19 protein-coding genes are annotated in these 19,560 nt (G+C 70.4%); 16 read left to right on the top strand and 3 right to left on the bottom strand.

Annotated elements, in window-relative coordinates; genetic code table 11:
- On the top strand, positions 1 to 507 hold a 507-nt coding region (locus tag F1615_RS31485), incomplete at its 5' end, for a radical SAM protein (protein WP_425385671.1).
- A 7-nt stretch (positions 508 to 514) separates the two neighbouring features.
- Complete coding sequence (locus F1615_RS31490; RefSeq protein ID WP_149552453.1) at positions 515 to 961, top strand: imidazolonepropionase-like domain-containing protein; 447 nt, start codon at positions 515 to 517, stop codon at positions 959 to 961.
- 14 nt (positions 962 to 975) lie between these two features.
- Here F1615_RS31490 and F1615_RS31495 read toward each other — a convergent pair whose 3' ends face one another.
- Positions 976 to 1,980 (bottom strand): chitinase, encoded by a 1,005-nt coding sequence (locus tag F1615_RS31495; protein ID WP_149552454.1) that lies wholly within the window; start codon positions 1,978 to 1,980, stop codon positions 976 to 978.
- Between the two features lie 226 nt (positions 1,981 to 2,206).
- Here F1615_RS31495 and F1615_RS31500 point away from each other — a divergent pair, with 226 nt between their 5' ends.
- Positions 2,207 to 2,902 carry a demethylmenaquinone methyltransferase gene (locus F1615_RS31500; protein WP_149552455.1) on the top strand — a complete coding sequence of 232 codons (696 nt, stop codon included), beginning with the start codon at positions 2,207 to 2,209 and terminating at the stop codon, positions 2,900 to 2,902.
- Positions 2,903 to 2,931: 29 nt separating this feature from the next.
- Here the strand turns inward: F1615_RS31500 and F1615_RS31505 are convergent, their stop codons facing one another.
- The gene (locus tag F1615_RS31505; protein ID WP_149552456.1) at positions 2,932 to 3,438 is read right to left on the bottom strand and encodes a GNAT family N-acetyltransferase; all 507 of its coding nucleotides are present in this window, start codon (positions 3,436 to 3,438) and stop codon (positions 2,932 to 2,934) included.
- Between the two features lie 98 nt (positions 3,439 to 3,536).
- Here F1615_RS31505 and F1615_RS31510 point away from each other — a divergent pair, with 98 nt between their 5' ends.
- A complete protein-coding gene (locus F1615_RS31510; RefSeq protein ID WP_149552457.1) occupies positions 3,537 to 4,820 on the top strand; it encodes a geranylgeranyl reductase family protein in 1,284 nt (427 codons plus the stop codon).
- A 303-nt stretch (positions 4,821 to 5,123) separates the two neighbouring features.
- Here F1615_RS31510 and F1615_RS31515 read toward each other — a convergent pair whose 3' ends face one another.
- Positions 5,124 to 5,969 (bottom strand): C40 family peptidase, encoded by an 846-nt coding sequence (locus tag F1615_RS31515; RefSeq protein ID WP_149552458.1) that lies wholly within the window; start codon positions 5,967 to 5,969, stop codon positions 5,124 to 5,126.
- Between the two features lie 774 nt (positions 5,970 to 6,743).
- Between F1615_RS31515 and F1615_RS31520 the strand changes: the two genes are divergently transcribed.
- From F1615_RS31520 to nuoL, 12 genes are read left to right on the top strand one after another with little or no spacing between them, the layout of a single operon-like run.
- A complete protein-coding gene (locus tag F1615_RS31520; RefSeq protein ID WP_007490928.1) occupies positions 6,744 to 7,103 on the top strand; it encodes an NADH-quinone oxidoreductase subunit A in 360 nt (119 codons plus the stop codon).
- A gap of 13 nt (positions 7,104 to 7,116) precedes the next feature.
- The gene (locus tag F1615_RS31525) at positions 7,117 to 7,671 is read left to right on the top strand and encodes a NuoB/complex I 20 kDa subunit family protein (RefSeq protein ID WP_030565381.1); all 555 of its coding nucleotides are present in this window, start codon (positions 7,117 to 7,119) and stop codon (positions 7,669 to 7,671) included.
- Positions 7,668 to 8,408, top strand: coding sequence for an NADH-quinone oxidoreductase subunit C (locus F1615_RS31530; RefSeq protein ID WP_149552459.1), 741 nt, complete (start codon positions 7,668 to 7,670; stop codon positions 8,406 to 8,408). Before F1615_RS31525 ends, F1615_RS31530 begins: the two co-directional genes overlap by 4 nt.
- The gene (locus tag F1615_RS31535; RefSeq protein ID WP_149552460.1) at positions 8,405 to 9,727 is read left to right on the top strand and encodes an NADH-quinone oxidoreductase subunit D; all 1,323 of its coding nucleotides are present in this window, start codon (positions 8,405 to 8,407) and stop codon (positions 9,725 to 9,727) included. The genes F1615_RS31530 and F1615_RS31535 overlap by 4 nt, the downstream gene beginning before the upstream one ends.
- A complete protein-coding gene (gene nuoE / locus F1615_RS31540; protein WP_149552461.1) occupies positions 9,724 to 10,593 on the top strand; it encodes an NADH-quinone oxidoreductase subunit NuoE in 870 nt (289 codons plus the stop codon). Before F1615_RS31535 ends, nuoE begins: the two co-directional genes overlap by 4 nt.
- Positions 10,593 to 11,939 carry an NADH-quinone oxidoreductase subunit NuoF gene (gene nuoF / locus F1615_RS31545; protein ID WP_149552462.1) on the top strand — a complete coding sequence of 449 codons (1,347 nt, stop codon included), beginning with the start codon at positions 10,593 to 10,595 and terminating at the stop codon, positions 11,937 to 11,939. Before nuoE ends, nuoF begins: the two co-directional genes overlap by 1 nt.
- Positions 11,936 to 14,440: an NADH-quinone oxidoreductase subunit G gene (locus F1615_RS31550; protein ID WP_149552463.1), complete on the top strand. Its 2,505-nt coding sequence runs from the start codon at positions 11,936 to 11,938 to the stop codon at positions 14,438 to 14,440. The genes nuoF and F1615_RS31550 overlap by 4 nt, the downstream gene beginning before the upstream one ends.
- Positions 14,437 to 15,810, top strand: a complete 1,374-nt coding sequence (gene nuoH / locus F1615_RS31555) for an NADH-quinone oxidoreductase subunit NuoH (protein ID WP_149552464.1) — start codon at positions 14,437 to 14,439, stop codon at positions 15,808 to 15,810. Before F1615_RS31550 ends, nuoH begins: the two co-directional genes overlap by 4 nt.
- Positions 15,803 to 16,444, top strand: coding sequence for an NADH-quinone oxidoreductase subunit NuoI (nuoI, locus tag F1615_RS31560; protein ID WP_149552465.1), 642 nt, complete (start codon positions 15,803 to 15,805; stop codon positions 16,442 to 16,444). Before nuoH ends, nuoI begins: the two co-directional genes overlap by 8 nt.
- Positions 16,441 to 17,280 carry an NADH-quinone oxidoreductase subunit J gene (locus F1615_RS31565; RefSeq protein WP_149552466.1) on the top strand — a complete coding sequence of 280 codons (840 nt, stop codon included), beginning with the start codon at positions 16,441 to 16,443 and terminating at the stop codon, positions 17,278 to 17,280. The genes nuoI and F1615_RS31565 overlap by 4 nt, the downstream gene beginning before the upstream one ends.
- Positions 17,277 to 17,576, top strand: a complete 300-nt coding sequence (gene nuoK / locus F1615_RS31570) for an NADH-quinone oxidoreductase subunit NuoK (RefSeq protein ID WP_037929353.1) — start codon at positions 17,277 to 17,279, stop codon at positions 17,574 to 17,576. Before F1615_RS31565 ends, nuoK begins: the two co-directional genes overlap by 4 nt.
- Positions 17,577 to 17,590: 14 nt before the next feature.
- A complete protein-coding gene (gene nuoL, locus F1615_RS31575; protein ID WP_149552467.1) occupies positions 17,591 to 19,555 on the top strand; it encodes an NADH-quinone oxidoreductase subunit L in 1,965 nt (654 codons plus the stop codon).
- Positions 19,556 to 19,560 lie beyond the last annotated feature (5 nt).

The raw sequence follows: 19,560 nt of genomic DNA on the forward strand, positions 1-19,560 counted from the left end.
CGGATCGAGCACCTGCGGATGATCCGGGACGTGCAGGACCGCACGGGCGGGTTCCGCGCGTTCATCCCGTACACCTACCAGCCGGAGAACAACCACCTGAAGGGCCGCACGCAGGCCACCCTCTTCGAGTACCTGCGGATGATCGCCATCGCCCGGCTGTTCCTGGACAACGTGGCGCACATCCAGGGGTCCTGGCTGACCACCGGCAAGGAGGTCGGGCAGCTCTCCCTGCACTACGGCGCGGACGACCTCGGCTCGATCATGCTGGAGGAGAACGTCGTCTCCTCCGCCGGCGCGAAGCACCGCTCCAACCGGCTGGAGATCATCGACCTGATCCGCAAGGCGGGGCGGGTCCCGGCGCAGCGCTCGACGACGTACGAGCACCTCGTCGTGCACGACGACCCGGCGGACGACCCCGTCGACGACCGCGTCGTCTCCCACATCTCCTCCACGGCGATCGCGGGCGGCACCGCCCACCCGGAGCTGAAGCTCCTCGCCTCCAACTGACCGGCCCGTGCTGACGATTCACGCCGCGGACGAGGTGCGGTGCACCTGGGACGCCGAGCCGCTGCAGGACGGTGCCGTCGCCGTCGACGGCGGCCGGATCGCCGCCGTGGGGCCGCTGGCCGAGGTGGAACGGGAGTTCCCGGGCGCACGGGTGCGGCGCTGGCCGGGCGTGCTCGGCCCCGGGCGGGTGCACGAGGGCCCGCTCCCGGACGCGCCGAGCCCGCGGGAACGCGTGCACGCGGTGCTGAAACGGGGCGCGGTGGCGGTGCTCGCGGAGTGCGCCGACTCGGCGGAACTCCGCGCCGCCGCCGGGCGCAACGACGTGGCGGTCCTGGCGAGTTCACGCCCGGCGGCGATCGTCACGGGAGGCCGCGCGGATCTGGCGGTCTTCGACGGCACGGGCACCTGCGTGGCGACCGTGTGCGCCGGGCGCCTGGTCCACAGGCGCCGCTGAGCGCTCCCCGGAGCTCACCCCGAGAACGCCTCACCGAACGCCCCGTCCTCCTGGGACACCCCACTGCACCCGGTCATCGCCTTCTTCGCGGAGGAACCGCCGCCGCACGGCCGGTCCCGGGACGCCGACCACATCGATACCCACGCGACGCCCTTCTCCTCGGCGAAGGCCCGCACCTGCGCGGCGTCCTCCAGGGTGAACGTCTCGCCCTCGACGTCGTTGACGCCGATCATCGAGGTGAGCGCCATGCCCCGCCAGGCGGCGGCGCCGGACAGCCCGAAGACGTCCCGGAGTTGCGCGTGCGCCGCACGGGCCGCGGTGAGGGCGTAGTCGCCCATGTCGCCGTCGTAGGACTCGCCGTAGTTCATGGTCATGAGGTTGACGGTGGCGACCCGGACGCCGTGGTCGTTGGCCGACTCCAGCAGGGCCAGGCCGTCCTCGTCGAGCCCCGAGGGCATGACCGGGAGCGTGAACGAGACCTCCAGGCCGGTGCGTTCCTCCTGCAGCAGTGCGATGGCCTCCGAGCGCAGGGCCACGGAGGCGGAGTCGGCGAGTTCGTCGCCCTCGATGTCGAAGTCGGCGCGGGTGGCGCCGGCCGCGTCCAGCGCCGTGCCGTACGCCTCGGCCAGTTCGGCCGCGGTGTCACAGGTGGCCGCCAGCTCCTTGCCGGAGGCGCCGCCGAAGGAGACGCGGACATCGGCGCCGGACCCGGTGAGCCGCGCGATGCGGGATGTCACCGCGGTGTCGTCGACGGGCCGGGTGCCGTGCCAGCGGGGGGTGCAGCCGCTGCCGGAGGAGATCACGAACGCCAGGTTGTACGTCGTGGGGGAGCCGGCCGAGTCGGTGGGGGAGGCCGTGGTGGCGCTCACGTAGGGGGCGTAGGCGGTGGCCCCCGGGGCCGAGGCCGTGGGGCGGGCCGGAGCCGCGTCCGTCGTGGCGTCCCCGGTCGAACAGCCCGCGACGAGGGCCAGCACCGGCGCAAGGACGAGCCCGGCGACGGACCTCGGTGAACCGCGCATCGCGCTCGCTCCCCTTTCTCGTGTCTCACGACTGCTGTGCGAACGGTGAATATCGCACACGGGGCGGTGCCCCACCCGGGGATGTACGTCCCTTTTCCGGAAGATTCTCAGCGGAGGGCGAGGCGGGCGGCTTTCCGACCGGAGTCCCACGGGAAACGGGCCGCGCCGCGCGAGGGCTCGGGACGCCGCCGCACCGGCCGTGCGGGCGGGCTGCAAGAATGGGCGGGTGACCCGCGCATCCCTGGACAAGCAGCCGCACGAAGTCGCCTCGATGTTCGACGACGTCGCGGAACGGTACGACCTGACCAACGACGTGCTGTCCCTCGGCCAGGACCGGCGATGGCGCAAGGAGGTCGCCAGGGCGGTCGACGCGCGGCCCGCGCAGAAGGTGCTCGACCTGGCGGCCGGCACGGGCACGTCGTCGATGCCCTTCGCCCGCACCGGCGCCTACGTCGTGCCCTGCGACTTCTCCCTCGGCATGCTCCGGGTCGGCAAGCGCGACCGCGCCTGGCTGCCGTACACCGCCGGTGACGCGACCCGGCTGCCCTTCAGGGACGACGTCTTCGACGCCGTCACCATCTCCTTCGGGCTGCGCAACGTGCAGGACACGGACGCGGCGCTGCGCGAGATGCACCGGGTGACCCGGCCCGGCGGGCGGATCGTCATCTGCGAGTTCTCGCATCCGACGTGGGCGCCGTTCCGCACCGTCTACACCGAGTACCTGATGCGCGCGCTGCCGCCGGTCGCCCGGTCGGTGTCGTCCAACCCGGACGCCTACGTCTATCTCGCCGAGTCGATCCGCGCCTGGCCCGACCAGCCCGCACTGGCCGACCGGCTGAAGGACGCCGGCTGGTCGAGGGTGGCGTGGCGCAATCTGACCGGCGGGGTGGTGGCGCTGCACCGGGGTTTCAAGGAGAGCTGAGCACCGCCGGGTGGGGGAGGGCGGGCCCCTCAGAGATCCAGGCGGTAGCAGTGGGCCTCGCGCTGCGAGACGGGTCTCACGAAGGTTTCGGCGAGCCGCATGCCCAGCCGCCGGGTGACCGCCGCGGAGCGGGCGTTGCGGGCGTCGACCATCGCGACCACACTGCTCGTCCCCGCCGCGCGCACCCGTTCCACGGCCTCCCGGGCCGCCGCGGTGGCGTACCCCTTGCCCCAGTGTTCCCGTGCGAGCCGCCAGCCGATCTCGATCTCGCCGGTGGGCCCCCAGTCGCGCTCCCACGGCTGGGCGCCGGTGAAGCCGATGACCTGCCCGGACTCGTCGAGCATGCTCCACAGGCAGAAGCCGAGCTGGGCGTCGTGCCGGCGCTGGCGGGCGGTGAGCTCCTCGTAGACCGACAGGTCCGCCGCCCTGCCGCCCAGGAACTCCATCACGTCCGGGTCGGCGAAGATCCGGTGCCAGGTGAAGGCGTCCTCATGGGTGGGAACACGCAGCCGTACAGCGGGGAGAGCTCGGTTCACGGGGCAGCCCTTCAGCCGGGTGATCAATGCCGCTGAATAGACTGCACGTGTCCAGTGCCGGTCGGCACGCAGATTTCGAACCTTGGGGAGATCCCGCCGTGACCGAGCCCCTCTCCGACAACACCGCCGATGTGATCGTCGTGGGCGCGGGGCCAGCCGGCTCCACCACCGCGTACCACCTGGCCCGGTCCGGACTCGACGTGCTCCTGCTGGAGAAGACCGAGTTCCCACGGGAGAAGGTGTGCGGCGACGGCCTCACCCCGCGCGCCGTGAAGCAGCTGGTGTCGATGGGCATCGACGTCTCCGAGGAGGCCGGCTGGCTGCGCAACAAGGGCCTGCGCATCATCGGCGGCGGGGTCCGCCTCCAGCTGGACTGGCCGGATCTCGCCTCCTTCCCCGACTACGGACTGGTCCGCAAGCGGGACGACTTCGACGAGCAGCTCGCCCGGCAGGCCCAGAAGGCGGGCGCCCGGCTGTACGAGCGCTGCAACGTGGGCGCGCCGATCGTCGACGACCGCACCGGGCGCATCACGGGCGTGAAGGCCAAGCTCGGTGAGGAGAAGCGGGAAGTCACCTTCCACGCCCCGCTGGTCGTGGCCGCCGACGGCAACTCCACCCGGCTGTCCCTGGCGATGGGCCTGCACCGGCGCGAGGACCGGCCGATGGGCGTCGCGGTGCGCACGTACTTCACCTCGCCGCGCCACGACGACGACTACCTGGAGTCCTGGCTGGAGCTGTGGGACCGCCGCGGCCCGCAGGACCGGCTGCTGCCCGGCTACGGCTGGATCTTCGGCATGGGCGACGGCACGAGCAACGTCGGGCTCGGCGTGCTCAACACCTCGGAGTCCTTCAAGGAGCTGGACTGGCGCGAGGTCCTCAAGGCCTGGTGCGCCTCGATGCCGGAGGACTGGGGCTACACCCCGGACAACATGACCGGCCCGATCCGCGGTGCCGCGCTCCCCATGGCCTTCAACCGCCAGCCGCACTACACGCGCGGCCTGCTGCTCGTCGGCGACGCGGGCGGCCTGGTCAACCCGTTCAACGGTGAGGGCATCGCCTACGCCATGGAGTCCGGGCAGCTCGCCGCCGAGGTGATCGTCCAGGCGCACGCGCGGGCGACGCCGGCTCAGCGGGAGATCGCGCTGCGGCGCTACCCGCGGGTGCTCAAGGACACCTACGGCGGCTACTACACGCTCGGCCGCGCCTTCGTGAAGCTCATCGGCAACCCGAAGGTCATGCAGATCGCCGCCCAGCGCGGGCTCACGCACCCGATGCTGATGAGGTTCACCCTGAAGCTGCTCGCCAACCTGACGGACCCGACGGGCGGCGACGCGATGGACCGCATCATCAACGGTCTGAGCAAGGTGGCGCCGAAGGCCTGACGCCCCCGGCGGGGCCACCGCCTGACGCCGGCGCCGTGAGCGGCGCTGTGGACGGCCGGAGTCCGGAGGGCGGACTCCGGCCTTCGCCGTCCGCGCGGGGCGCCGTGAGGGGCCGTCACGGCGCGGCACGGCCCTCCACCGGCGCGCGCCGGCACCGTCGACCCGCCACGGAGGCGGGACGATTCGGGCAATCGGGTGATCTTGCCCTGGTGTGCGCGGGGAACGCGGTGGGAGCGCGGGAGGGAACGGCGGAGGGCCGCTGCCCCCGAGCGGCAGCGGCCCTTCAGTCCGTGTGGGCGCGGCTCAGAGCACGCGCACGGCACCCGACGCCGGGTAGCCGGAGAGGTCCTGGATGACGACGCCCTTGGACGGGTTGGCGGCGTCCAGGTACTGGCCGTTACCGATGTAGACACCCGTGTGGTACGCGGAGCCCTTGCCGCCCCAGTACAGGATGTCGCCGACCTGGATCTGCGACAGCGGGATGTCCGTGCCGACGGTCGACTGGTCCTGCGAGACACGCGGGAGGTCCACGCCGACCTGCTTGAACGCGGCCTGCACCAGGCTCGAGCAGTCCCAGGCGTTGGGGCCCGTGGCGCCCATGACGTAGGCGTCGCCCACCTGCGCCTTGAGGAAGGCGATGACCGTCGCGACGCTGCCGCCGGCCGGCGCGGAGGCGGTCGTGGTGGCGGTCGCGGCCGTGGTGGCGGTGGAGAGGGCGGGGCGCTCGGCGTCGCGCGCGGCACGCTCGGCGGCGGCCTTGCGGGCCTCCTCCGCGGCCTTCTTCTTCGCCTCGGCCTTCTTCTTGGCCTCGGCGAGGTCCGCCTTGGCCTCCTTGGCGGCCTTCGCGGCGGCCGCGTCACGCTCGGCACGCAGCTGGTAGTTCGCGGCGGCCTGCTGGGTCGCGTCCGCGGACTGGGCGACCTGGGCGGCCAGGTCGGCCGTCAGGGTGGGCAGTTCGAGGGTCTGCGTCACCGGCTCGGCGGCGTTCGCCGAACCCGACGCCCCGGCCACTGCCAGGGTGCTGAGGACGCCACCGGCAACTCCGGCCCGCATCGCCATCGTGGACGACGCGGTGCGGCGGGGCTTCCGGTGGCTGCGTATGTGAGCGGTGTGGGACATGGGAACTACCGGTACCAGGGGCTCCTTCATATCTTCAAGGAACGTGTGCTGCGCCACAGTTGTTCAATCGGGGGTCCGAATCCCGGGCGTGTCGTTCTTTATTGACGCCGTAACGGACATTGCGGGCGCCCGTGATCAGCCCTTGATCACGCACTTTCATCGTTACGCCCGAATTGCCCCCCGCTTACCACTGGTTGAACCTGTTGGCCAATCCCTGCTCTCCTGCGGATCTTGTGAATGTGGCGGAGGTCACGGAACGGTTACCCCCGTCGCCGCGTCCGGACGGCCTTCCGGGGTCGTGATCGACCGGTGGCGCCGGCCGCGGGGGTCGCGGTGGCCGAACGTGACCGGATCGTGACCCTCCGACTTCGTGAACGCGTGCACACGTCCACATCGCGCCGCGGATCCCCTCCGAGGTGTGAACGCGGCTTCTATCAAGGGATCGGGTCCAGCGCCAATTTGCATGCACGAGAAGCCTCTTGATATGGAGACGGGCCCTCTGAGCTGCGCTGACCAGTCAAAATGTCACCTTTGGTGATCACGCGGACGCTTGACGTATGAAGATCACCGCTCATCCGACTTCATGATCGTTCGTCAGGTGGTGGAGATCACAAAGCTTGTGCAATACCCCGTGTCGCAGATCACAGACCCACGGGCATAGGATGCGGAGCGGTTGGGCTTGTGACCTGCTTCACATGTTCTCGATCTTCGCCGGGGCGGGCGTGGTTCGTGGGGCAGTTGAGGCCGGATCGGCCCGATGCACAACCGCCAGCAGTCAGTGCCGACTGAGAGGAGCGAGGAGCGGTGAACGCTTATGCGCCCATCCTCGTACTGGGAGCCCTCGGGGCAGGCTTTGCGATCTTCTCCGTGGTCATGGCCACGCTGATCGGTCCGAAGCGGTACAACCGCGCCAAGCTCGAGGCCTATGAGTGCGGTATCGAACCGACCCCCACGCCGGCCGGCGGCGGGCGCTTCCCCATCAAGTACTACCTGACGGCGATGCTCTTCATCATCTTCGATATCGAGATCGTCTTCCTCTACCCCTGGGCCGTCACCTTCGACGCCCTGGGGCTTTTCGGGCTCGTGGAGATGCTGCTCTTCGTGCTCACCGTCTTCGTCGCGTACGCGTACGTATGGCGGCGCGGCGGCCTGGAATGGGACTGAGGGGCCATTAGTCATGGGACTCGAAGAAAAGCTGCCGAGCGGATTCCTGCTGACCACCGTCGAGCAGGCCGCGGGCTGGGTGCGCAAGTCGTCCGTCTTCCCGGCCACGTTCGGCCTCGCCTGCTGTGCCATCGAGATGATGACCACCGGTGCGGGCCGCTACGACCTGGCGCGCTTCGGCATGGAGGTCTTCCGCGGCTCACCGCGGCAGGCGGACCTCATGATCGTCGCCGGGCGGGTCAGCCAGAAGATGGCGCCGGTGCTGCGGCAGGTCTACGACCAGATGCCGAACCCCAAGTGGGTGATCTCCATGGGGGTCTGCGCCTCCTCGGGCGGCATGTTCAACAACTACGCGATCGTCCAGGGCGTCGACCACGTCGTCCCGGTCGACATCTACCTCCCCGGATGTCCGCCCCGCCCCGAGATGCTGCTGGACGCCATCCTCAAGCTCCACCAGAAGATCCAGAGCTCCAAGCTCGGCGTGAACGCCGAGGAGGCGGCCCGCGAGGCGGAGGAGGCGGCGCTCAAGGCCCTGCCCACGATCGAGATGAAGGGGCTGCTGCGATGAGCGACGCGAACGGCGACGGGGTCAACCCCGAGAAGGACCTCTCCGCGGAGAACCTCCCGGGCCAGCGCGGTCAGGGCGGCGAGGAGATCCGCGTCCAGCGCGGCATGTTCGGCGCGAACAACGGCGGCGACACGTCCGGCTACGGCGGCCTGGTCCGCTCGGTCCGGCTGCCCGGACCGGCGACCCGCCCCTACGGCGGCTGGTTCGACGAGGTCGCCGACGAACTGGAGGGCGCCCTGGAGGAGCAGGACCTGCTCCCCGGCAACGCCATCGAGAAGACGGTCGTCGACCGCGGCGAACTCACCTTCCACATCGAACGCGAGCACCTGGTCCGCGTGGCGAAGACCCTGCGCGACGACCCCGCCCTGCGCTTCGAGCTGTGCACCGGCGTCAGCGGCGTGCACTACCCGCACGACAAGGGGCGGGAGCTGCACGCCGTCTACCACCTGCGCTCGATCACCCACAACCGGGTGATCCGCCTCGAGGTCAGCGCCCCCGACAGCGACCCGCACATCCCGTCGCTGTTCCCGGTCTACCCGACGAACGACTGGCACGAGCGCGAGACGTACGACTTCTTCGGCATCGTCTTCGACGGTCACCCGGCCCTGACGCGGATCATGATGCCGGACGACTGGCAGGGCTTTCCCCAGCGCAAGGACTACCCCCTCGGCGGCATCCCCGTCGAGTACAAGGGCGCCCAGATCCCGGCTCCGGACCAGCGGAGGTCGTACTCGTGAGTACTTCGCACGCATCCCCTCGCGAGACCACCGAGGGCACCGTCTACACCGTCACCGGCGGTGACTGGGACGAGGTCGTCGAGAGCGCGGCCCGGGCCGACGACGAGCGCATCGTCGTCAACATGGGTCCCCAGCACCCGTCCACCCACGGTGTGCTCCGTCTGATCCTGGAGATCGACGGCGAGACGGTCACCGAGGCCCGCTGCGGCATCGGCTACCTCCACACCGGCATCGAGAAGAACCTCGAGTACCGGACGTGGACCCAGGGCACCACGTTCGTGACGCGCATGGACTACCTGACGCCGTTCTTCAACGAGACGGCGTACTGCCTCGCGGTCGAGAAGCTCCTCGGCATCGAGGACCAGGTACCCGACCGCGCCTCGATCATCCGCGTGCTCCTGATGGAGCTGAACCGGCTCTCCTCCCACCTGGTGTGCATCGCCACCGGCGGCATGGAGCTCGGCGCCACCACGATCATGATCTACGGATTCCGCGATCGTGAACTGATTCTCGACATCTACGAGCTCATCACGGGTCTCAGGATGAACCACGCGTACATCCGCCCCGGCGGACTCGCGCAGGACCTGCCGCCCGGCGCGGTGGACCAGATCCGCGAGTTCGTGAAGAAGATGAGGAAGAACCTCCCGGAGTACGACAAGCTCGCCACCGGGAACCCCATCTTCAAGGCCCGCATGCAGGACGTCGGCTACCTGGACCTGGCCGGCTGCATGGCCCTCGGCGCGACGGGTCCGGTCCTGCGCTCCACCGGCCTGCCGCACGACCTGCGCAAGGCGCAGCCGTACTGCGGGTACGAGACCTACGACTTCGAGGTCCCGACCGCCGACACCTGCGACTCCTACGGCCGCTTCCTGATCCGGCTCGAGGAGATGCGCCAGTCGCTGCACATCGTCGAGCAGTGCCTGGACCGGCTCCAGCCGGGACCGGTGATGGTCGCCGACAAGAAGATCGCCTGGCCCGCCCAGCTCGCCCTGGGACCGGACGGACTGGGCAACTCCCTCGACCACATCAAGCAGATCATGGGCACCTCCATGGAAGCCCTGATCCACCACTTCAAGCTGGTCACCGAGGGCTTCCGCGTGCCGCCGGGACAGGCGTACGCGGCGGTCGAGTCGCCCAAGGGCGAGCTCGGGGTGCATGTCGTCTCCGACGGCGGCACCCGCCCCTACCGGGTCCACTTCCGTGACCCGTCCTTCACCAACCTGCAGGCCATGGCGGCGATGTGCGAGGGCGGCCAGGTCGCCGACGTCATCGTCGCCGTCGCGTCCATCGACCCCGTGATGGGAGGCGTCGACCGGTGACCACCTCTTCTTCCGAGCGGTCCGAGCGGGGCGTCAGCCTGGGCATGCCCGAACTGCCCGCACCCCCCTACCCGGACGACGTCCGGGCCCGGCTGGAGACCGACGCGCGCGAGATCATCGCCCGCTACCCGGACTCCCGGTCCGCCCTTCTGCCGCTGCTGCACCTCGTGCAGTCGGAGGAGGGCCACGTCACCCGCACCGGGATGCAGTTCTGCGCCGACGTGCTGGGCCTGACCACGGCCGAGGTGACCGCGGTCGCCACCTTCTACACCATGTACCGGCGCCGGCCGAGCGGTGACTACCAGGTCGGGGTGTGCACCAACACCCTGTGCGCCGTCATGGGCGGCGACGCGATCTTCGAGGAGCTCCAGGAGCACCTGGGCGTCGGCAACGGCGGGACCACCGACGACGGCAAGGTCACCCTTGAGCACATCGAGTGCAACGCGGCCTGCGACTTCGCGCCCGTGGTGATGGTGAACTGGGAGTTCTTCGACAACCAGACCCCCGAGAGCGCCAAGCGCATGGTCGACGACCTGCGCGCCGGCCGCCCGGTCGCACCCACGCGCGGGGCGCCCCTGTGCACCTTCAAGGAGACCGCCCGCATCCTGGCCGGCTTCCCCGACGAGCGCGAGGGAGCCGTCGAGGCCACCGGGAGTGCCGGACCCGCCTCCCTGATCGGCCTGAAGCTGGCCAAGGGGGAGGCCGCACCCGCGCGCGTGGTGCACCCGCGCGGCGAGGCCCCCCGGGACACGCCGCCGCACGAGCCGTCGCCCACCGAGCACCTCAGCTCGCACGACGCGCCGCAGGACACATCGGCCTCCGACCCCGAGCACCCCTCGGGTCCCGTTGCCGAGGAGGGGGAGTGATGACCTTGGCACCCGAACTCAAGGACATGAGCCCGGAGAAGCTGCTCGCACCCGTGCTGTCGGCCTTCTGGGACGAGGACAGGTCCTGGACGCTGGACGTCTACAAGAGGCACGAGGGGTACGAGGGGCTCCGCAAGGCGCTCGCCATGTCACCGGACGACGTCATCGCGTACGTCAAGGAGTCCGGTCTGCGCGGGCGCGGCGGCGCCGGCTTCCCGACGGGGATGAAGTGGCAGTTCATTCCCCAGGGGGACGGCAAGCCCCACTACCTGGTGGTCAACGCCGACGAGTCGGAACCCGGAACGTGCAAGGACATTCCGCTCCTCTTCGCGAACCCGCACAGCCTCATCGAGGGCATCGTCATCGCCTGCTACGCCATCAGGTCCTCCCATGCCTTCATCTACCTGCGCGGTGAGGTCGTCCCCGTGCTGCGGCGGCTGCACGAGGCCGTGCGCGAGGCCTACGCGGCCGGCCTCCTCGGCGAGAACGTCCTGGGCAGCGGACTCGACCTCGAACTCACCGTCCACGCGGGCGCGGGCGCGTACATCTGCGGTGAGGAGACCGCACTGCTCGACTCGCTCGAAGGCCGCCGGGGCCAGCCGAGGCTCCGTCCCCCCTTCCCCGCCGTCGCGGGCCTGTACGCGTGTCCCACTGTCGTGAACAACGTCGAGTCGATCGCGTCGGTTCCCGCCATCATGAACCGGGGCAAGGACTGGTTCCGCTCGATGGGCAGCGAGAAGTCGCCCGGCTTCACGCTCTACTCCCTCAGCGGCCACGTCGCCAGCCCCGGACAGTACGAGGCGCCCCTCGGCGTCACGCTGCGCCAGCTGCTCGAGATGAGCGGCGGGATGCGTCCGGGCCACCGGCTGAAGTTCTGGACCCCGGGCGGCTCCTCCACGCCGATGTTCACCGACGAGCATCTCGACGTCCCCCTCGACTACGAGGGTGTGGGCGCCGCGGGTTCCATGCTCGGCACGAAGGCACTGCAGTGCTTCGACGAGACTACCTGCGTCGTCCGCGCCGTCACCCGCTGGACCGAGTTCTACGCCCACGAGTCCTGCGGCAAGTGCACGCCCTGCCGCGAGGGCACGTACTGGCTCGTCCAGCTGATGAGGGACATCGAGGCCGGCAAGGGACAGATGGCCGACCTCGACAAGCTGAACGACATCGCCGACAACATCAACGGCAAGGCCTTCTGCGCCCTCGGCGACGGCGCGGCCTCGCCGATCTTCTCGTCGCTCAAGTACTTCCGCGAGGAGTACGAGCAGCACATCACGGGCCGTGGCTGCCCCTTCGACCCGGCCAAGTCGACGGCCTGGGCCGACCGTACGGAGGTGCACGCATGACTGTGACCACCAGCGCTCCCCCCGGCGGGGGAGAGGCGGCGGTCCCGCCCGAGGACCTCGTCACGCTGACCATCGACGGCGCCGAGATCAGCGTGCCCAAGGGCACCCTGGTCATCCGGGCCGCCGAGGAGCTCGGCATCGAGATCCCCCGGTTCTGCGACCACCCGCTCCTCGACCCGGCCGGCGCCTGCCGCCAGTGCATCGTCGAGGTCGAGGGCCAGCGCAAGCCCATGGCCTCGTGCACCATCACCTGCACCGACGGGATGGTGGTGAAGACCCACCTCACCTCGCCGGTCGCCGAGAAGGCCCAGAAGGGTGTGATGGAGCTCCTGCTCATCAACCACCCGCTGGACTGCCCGGTCTGCGACAAGGGCGGCGAGTGCCCGCTGCAGAACCAGGCCATGTCGCACGGCAACGCCGAGTCCCGCTTCGACGGCAAGAAGCGCACCTACGAGAAGCCCGTCCCGATCTCCACGCAGGTGCTGCTCGACCGCGAGCGGTGCGTCCTGTGCGCCCGCTGCACCCGGTTCTCCAACCAGATCGCGGGCGACCCGATGATCGAGATGGTCGAGCGGGGCGCGCTCCAGCAGATCGGCACCGGCGAGGGCGACCCCTTCGAGTCGTACTTCTCCGGCAACACCATCCAGATCTGCCCGGTCGGCGCGCTCACCTCGGCCGCCTACCGGTTCCGCTCCCGCCCCTTCGACCTGATCTCGTCGCCGTCGGTGTGCGAGCACTGCTCCGGCGGCTGCGCCACCCGCACCGACCACCGGCGCGGCAAGGTCATGCGGCGGCTCGCCGCCGACGACCCTGAGGTCAACGAGGAGTGGATCTGCGACAAGGGCCGCTTCGCGTTCCGGTACGCGCAGCTGCGGGACCGCCTCGACACGCCGCTCGTGCGCAACGCCGAGGGTGACCTGGAGCCCGCGTCCTGGCCCGACGCGCTGCAGATCGCGGCCCAGGGGCTGCTGGCCTCGCGCGGCCGCACCGGTGTGCTGACCGGCGGCCGGCTCACCGTCGAGGACTCCTACGCGTACAGCAAGTTCGCACGCGTGGCGCTCGCCACCAACGACATCGACTTCCGCGCGCGGGTGCACAGCTCCGAGGAGGCCGACTTCCTCGCCGCGCGGATCGCGGGCCGCGGCCGCGACCTCGACGGCACGGGCGTCACCTACACCTCCCTGGAGAAGGCGCCGGCCGTTCTGCTGGTCGGCTTCGAGTCCGAGGAGGAGGCGCCCGGCGTCTTCCTGCGGCTGCGCAAGGCATGGCGCGGGCACGGGCAGAAGACCTTCGCCCTGGCCACGCACGCCACGCGGGGACTCGAGAAGGCCGGGGGCACCCTGCTGCCGGCGGCTCCGGGAACCGAGACCGAGTGGCTGGACGCGCTGGCCGGCGGCGTCGGCCTGGAGGGCGACGGAGCCAGGGCCGCCGAGGCCCTGCGGGCCGAGGGCGCGGTGATCGTCGTCGGCGAGCGGCTGGCGGCCGTACGGGGCGGACTGACCGCGGCCGTCCGGTTCGCCGCCGCGACCGGGGCCCGGCTGGTGTGGATCCCGCGCCGGGCCGGGGAGCGGGGCGCGGTCGAGGCGGGCGCGCTGCCGGCGCTCCTGCCGGGCGGCCGCCCGGCGACCGACCCGCGCGCGCGTGAGGAGGTCGCCGCCCTCTGGGGCGTCGCCGAACTGCCGCACCGCTACGGGCGCGACACCGGCCGGATCGTCGAGGCGGCGGCGCGCGGTGAGCTCCAGGCCCTGCTGGTGGCGGGCGTGGAGGTCGCCGACCTGCCCGACCCGGCACGCGCGCGTGCCGCGCTCGCCGAGGCCGGGTTCGTGGTCTCGCTGGAGCTGCGGCCGAGCGAGGTCACCGAGCTCGCCGACGTCGTCCTGCCGGTCGCCGCCGTCGCGGAGAAGGCCGGGACCTTCCTCAACTGGGAAGGCAGGGTCCGCCTCTTCGAGGCGGCGCTCAAGCCCGACCAGATGACCCGGCGGCTCGCGCCCACCGACGCGCGGGTGCTGCAGATGCTGGCCGACGCCATGGACGTCCATCTGGGCCTGCCGGACCTGCGCACGATCCGCGCGGAGCTCGACCGGCTCGGCTCCTGGGACGGCCCCCGCGCCACCGACCCGCTGGAGACCGCGGGCGCCCTGCCCCGGCCGGCCGCGGGGGAGGCCGTGCTCGCCGGACACCGGCTGCTGCTGGACCAGGGCCTTCTGCAGCTCGGCGACGAGGCGCTGGCCGGTACCCGGCACGCCGCCCTCGCGCGGCTGTCGGCGGCCACGGCCGCCGAGGTCGGCGTCAAGGACGGCGACCCGCTGTCGGTGACCGGTACCGCGGGGTCGGTCGAACTGCCCCTGGCCGTCACCGACATGCCCGACCGGGTGGTCTGGCTGCCGCTGAACTCCGTCGACGGCGGGGTCGCCGCCGGCACCGGGGCACTGCCCGGCTCCCTCGTCCGTATCGGCCCGGCGACGCTCGCCGGCGAGGCCCCCAAGGAGGTGGAGGCATGAGCCCGTACCTCGCCGCTGAAGACCTCTCGATGTTCGGCCGCGATCCCTGGTGGCTGATCGTCGTCAAGGCGGTGTTCTGCTTCGCCTTCCTGATGGTGACCGTGCTGATCTCCATCGTCATGGAGCGCAAGGTCGTCGCCTGGATGCAGCTGCGCATCGGCCCCAACCGGCACGGCCCCTGGGGCATGCTCCAGTCGCTCGCCGACGGCGTGAAGCTGATGCTCAAGGAGGACGTCGTCGTCAAGCGCGCGGACAAGGTGGTGTACGTCCTCGCGCCGATCGTGGCGGCGATCCCGGCCTTCATGGCGTTCGCGGTGATCCCCTTCGGGCCGGCCGGCAACGAGATCTCGATCTTCGGCCAGCGCACCACGATGCAGCTCACCGACCTGCCGATCGCGGCGCTGTACATCCTCGCGGTCGCCTCGGTCGGCATCTACGGCATGGTCCTGGCGGGCTGGAGCTCCGGTTCCACGTATCCGCTGCTGGGCGGCCTGCGCTCCTGCGCGCAGATGATCTCGTACGAGATCGCCATGGGCGCGGCGTTCGCCTCCGTGTTCCTCTACTCGGGGTCGATGTCGACGTCGACGATCGTCGAGCAGCAGACCGACCGCTGGTACATCCTGCTGCTGCCGGTCTCCTTCCTCATCTACATCGTCACGATGGTCGGCGAGACCAACCGCGCCCCCTTCGACATGCCGGAGTCCGAGGGCGACCTGGTCGGCGGCTTCAACACCGAGTACTCGTCCATCAAGTTCGCGATGTTCATGCTCGCCGAGTACATCAACATGGTGACCGTCTCGGCCGTCGCCGTGACCTTCTTCCTGGGCGGCTGGCGGGCCCCGTGGCCGGTCAGCACCTTCTGGGAGGGCGCGAACCACGGCTGGTGGCCGATGCTCTGGTTCACCGGCAAGCTGCTGACCCTGCTGTTCGGGTTCGTCTGGCTGCGCGGCACGCTCCCGCGGGTCCGCTACGACCAGCTGATGAAGCTCGGCTGGAAGGTCCTCATCCCGGTCTCCCTGGTGTGGCTGATGGCCGTCGCCACCGTGCGGGCGCTGCGGAACGAGAACTACGACTTCGCGGACATCGCCCTCTACATCGCCGGAGGCGTCCTCGCCCTGCTGCTGCTCTCCTTCGTCGCCGACATGTTCCGGTCGAAGGCGAAGGAGTCCGAGCGGCCCGAGGGCCCGCCCGCCTTCGACCCCATGGCGGGCGGATTCCCCGTGCCGCCGCTGCCGGGACAGGAGTTGCCGCCCGTGCCGCGACGCCGTTCGCACCGGGAGCGGGAACTGATTGTCAGTGGCGGACCCGATACTCGGAGTGACGAATCTCTGGGCGGAACTACGGATGGAAAGGAGGCGTCCGATGGCTGAGGAGCCCAAGGAGACCAAGCCCGGTTTCCTGAACCCCGTGGCCGGCTTCGGCGTGACCTTCAAGGCCATGTTCAAGAAGCGGCTGACCGAGCAGTACCCGGAGCAGCAGAAGACCACCGCTCCGCGCTTCCACGGACGGCACCAGCTCAACCGCCATCCGGACGGCCTGGAGAAGTGCATCGGCTGCGAGCTGTGCGCCTGGGCCTGTCCCGCCGACGCGATCTACGTCGAGGGCGCGGACAACACCGAGGAGGAGCGCTACTCGCCGGGCGAGCGGTACGGCCGCGTCTACCAGATCAACTACGCCCGCTGCATCCTGTGCGGCCTGTGCATCGAGGCGTGCCCCACGCGGGCGCTGACGATGACCAACGAGTTCGAGCTGGCGGACTCCAGCCGCGCCAACCTCATCTACACCAAGGAGCAGCTGCTCGCCGGTCTGGAGGAGGGGATGGTCGACTCCCCGCACGCCATGTACCCGGGCACCGACGAGCAGGACTACTACCGGGGCCTGGTGACCGAGGCCGCGCCCGGTACGGAGCAGCAGGCCGCCCACTCCGAGGGCGAGGTGGTGCAGGAGGCCGCCTCGACCTTCGGCGCGGAGGAACCGGCGTCGGAGGAGGTGATCGGGCGATGAGCGGGCTCGCCGCCTACTCCACCTCCGGCGGAGAGGCCTTCCAGTTCTGGGTCCTGGGCACGGTCGCCGTGATCGGCGCCCTGTGCACCGTGTTCATGCGGCGGGCCGTGCACAGCGCGCTCTGCCTCGCCGGGACCATGATCATCCTGGCGGTGTTCTACCTGGCCAACGGCGCCTACTTCCTGGGCGTCGTCCAGATCGTCGTCTACACCGGCGCGATCATGATGCTGTTCCTGTTCGTGGTGATGCTGGTCGGCGTCACCGCGGCGGACTCCCTGAAGGAGACCATCAAGGGCCAGCGCTGGCTGGCCCTGCTGTGCGGTCTCGGTTTCGGCATCCTGCTGATCGGCGGGATCGGGAACGCCTCGCTCAGCGAGTTCAGCGGCATCGGCGAGGCGAACGCGGGCGGCAACGTGGAGGGCCTCGCGGCCCTCCTGTTCACCAAGTACGTCTTCGCCTTCGAGATCACCGGTGCCCTGCTCATCACGGCCGCCGTCGGCGCCATGGTCCTCACCCACCGGGAGCGCACCGAGCGGGCCATGACCCAGCGGGAACTGGCCGAGCAGCGCGTGCGCGAGGGCAGGTACCTGCCGCCGCTCCCGGCGCCCGGTGTCTACGCCCGGCACAACGCCGTGGACATCGCGGGCCTGCTGCCCGACGGCACCCCGTCGGACCTCAGCGTCAGCAAGACGCTGCGGGACCGCGGCCAGGTCCGTGACGTGTCGCAGGAGGCGATCAACGACCTGCGGGCGATGGAGCAGCGCGCGGAGGAGCGCCTGGAGCGCAAGGCGATCGATCCGCCGACCTTCAAGCGGGCCGAGGAGGCGTCGAAGTGAACCCCGTCAACTATCTGTACCTGGCCGCGCTGCTGTTCACGATCGGCGCGACCGGTGTGCTGATCCGGCGCAACGCGATCGTCGTGTTCATGTGCGTCGAGCTCATGCTCAACGCCTGCAATCTCGCGTTCGTCGCCTTCTCCCGGATGCACGGCAATCTCGACGGCCAGGTCATCGCCTTCTTCACGATGGTGGTCGCCGCCGCGGAGGTCGTGGTCGGGCTGGCGATCATCGTGTCCCTGTTCCGTTCCCGCCACTCGGCCTCGGTCGACGACGCCAGCCTGATGAAGCTGTGAGGGGCTGCTGAATCGTGGAGAACCTGATTGCGCTGCTGGTGGCGGCGCCCCTGCTCGGAGCGGTGGTCCTGCTGTGCGGCGGACGCCGGCTGGACGCCGTGGGCCACTGGATCGGCACGCTGCTCGCGGCCGCCTCCTTCGTGCTCGGCCTGGTGCTGTTCACCGACCTGCTGGGCAAGGGCGCCGGTGAACGCACCGTCACGCAGCACCTGTTCAGCTGGATCCCGGTGGAGGGCTTCCAGGCCGACGTCGCCTTCCGGCTCGACCAGCTGTCGATGACGTTCGTCCTGCTGATCACCGGCGTCGGCTCGCTGATCCACCTGTACTCCATCGGGTACATGGAGCACGACGAGCGGCGCCGCCGCTTCTTCGGTTATCTGAACCTGTTCCTCGCGGCGATGCTGATCCTCGTCCTCGCCGACAACTACCTGCTGCTGTACGTCGGCTGGGAAGGCGTCGGTCTCGCCTCCTACCTGCTGATCGGCTTCTGGCAGCACAAGCCCAGCGCGGCCACGGCCGCGAAGAAGGCCTTCCTGGTCAACCGCGTCGGCGACATGGGCCTGTCGATCGCGATCATGCTGATGTTCCTGTGGTTCGGCACCTTCGCCTTCGGGCCGGTGCTCGGCGGCCACGGCGAGGCCGGTCTCGCGGGCGAGGCGGGCGAGGGCAAGCTCACCGCCATCGCCCTCATGCTGCTCCTCGCCGCCTGCGGCAAGTCCGCCCAGGTGCCGCTGCAGTCCTGGCTCGGTGACGCGATGGAGGGCCCGACCCCGGTCTCGGCCCTGATCCACGCCGCGACCATGGTGACGGCGGGCGTGTACCTGATCGTCCGGTCCGCGGCCGTCTTCAACGGCGCCCCGGACGCGCAACTGGTCGTCACCATCGTCGGCGCGGTCACGCTGCTGTTCGGTGCGATCGTCGGTTGCGCGAAGGACGACATCAAGAAGGCGCTGGCCGGCTCGACCATGTCGCAGATCGGCTACATGGTGCTGGCGGCCGGCCTCGGCCCCATCGGCTACGTCTTCGCGATCATGCACCTGGTCACGCACGGCTTCTTCAAGGCCGGTCTGTTCCTCGGCGCCGGTTCGGTGATGCACGGCATGAACGACGAGGTCGACATGCGCCGCTACGGCGGCCTGCGGAAGTACATGCCGGTCACGTTCGTCACCTTCGGCCTCGGCTATCTGGCGATCATCGGCTTCCCGGGCCTGTCCGGCTTCTTCTCCAAGGACAAGATCATCGAGGCGGCGTTCGCCAAGGGCGGCACCGAGGGCTGGATCCTCGGCGCGTGCGCCCTGCTGGGCGCGGCCATCACCGCGTACTACATGACGCGCGTGATGCTGATGACGTTCTTCGGCGAGGAGCGCTGGCGCGACGCGCCGACGCCGTCCCCGGCGGCACCGGGCGTGGAGCCCGCCGCCGAGACGCGCGGCGCCTACGAGCCGCCGCACCCGCACGAGTCCCCGAAGGTCATGACGATCCCCATGATCGTGCTGGCCGTCGGGTCGGTCGCGGGCGGTGCCTTCTTCAGCATCGGCGACCGCTTCCTGCACTGGCTGGAGCCCGTCACCGGGCATGCCCACGGCCACCCGCCGGTCAGCGCCCTGACGGTGACGCTCTGCACGGTCGCCGTGATGGTCATCGGCGTGGGCATCGCCTGGGCCCAGTACGGGCGCCGTCCGGTGCCGGCCGTCGCCCCGCGCGGGTCCCTGCTCACCCGGGCCGCCCGGCGGGACCTGCTCCAGGACGACTTCAACCACGTGGTCCTGGTCCGCGGCGGTGAGCACCTCACCCGCTCGCTGGTCTACGTCGACCACACCCTGGTCGACGGGGTCGTCAACGGCACGGCGGCCTCCATGGGCGGCCTGTCCGGGCGGATGCGCAGGCTGCAGAACGGCTTCGCGCGGTCCTACGCGGTCTCGATGTTCGGCGGTGCGGCGGTCCTCGTCGCCGCGACCCTGCTGATGAGGGCGGTCTGATACCG

This window comes from Streptomyces marokkonensis (assembly GCF_008312835.1).
Taxonomy (GTDB): Bacteria; Actinomycetota; Actinomycetes; order Streptomycetales; family Streptomycetaceae; genus Streptomyces; species Streptomyces marokkonensis_A.

Coding starts and splice junctions, on each gene's coding strand:
- F1615_RS31495 (WP_149552454.1), bottom strand. CDS start 1,980: ATGCGCGGTTCACCGAGGTCCGTCGCCGGGCTCGTCCTTGCGCCGGTG.
- F1615_RS31515 (WP_149552458.1), bottom strand. CDS start 5,969: ATGAAGGAGCCCCTGGTACCGGTAGTTCCCATGTCCCACACCGCTCAC.
- F1615_RS31525 (WP_030565381.1), top strand. CDS start 7,117: ATGGGACTCGAAGAAAAGCTGCCGAGCGGATTCCTGCTGACCACCGTC.
- F1615_RS31530 (WP_149552459.1), top strand. CDS start 7,668: ATGAGCGACGCGAACGGCGACGGGGTCAACCCCGAGAAGGACCTCTCC.
- nuoF (WP_149552462.1), top strand. CDS start 10,593: ATGACCTTGGCACCCGAACTCAAGGACATGAGCCCGGAGAAGCTGCTC.
- F1615_RS31550 (WP_149552463.1), top strand. CDS start 11,936: ATGACTGTGACCACCAGCGCTCCCCCCGGCGGGGGAGAGGCGGCGGTC.
- nuoH (WP_149552464.1), top strand. CDS start 14,437: ATGAGCCCGTACCTCGCCGCTGAAGACCTCTCGATGTTCGGCCGCGAT.
- nuoI (WP_149552465.1), top strand. CDS start 15,803: ATGGCTGAGGAGCCCAAGGAGACCAAGCCCGGTTTCCTGAACCCCGTG.
- F1615_RS31565 (WP_149552466.1), top strand. CDS start 16,441: ATGAGCGGGCTCGCCGCCTACTCCACCTCCGGCGGAGAGGCCTTCCAG.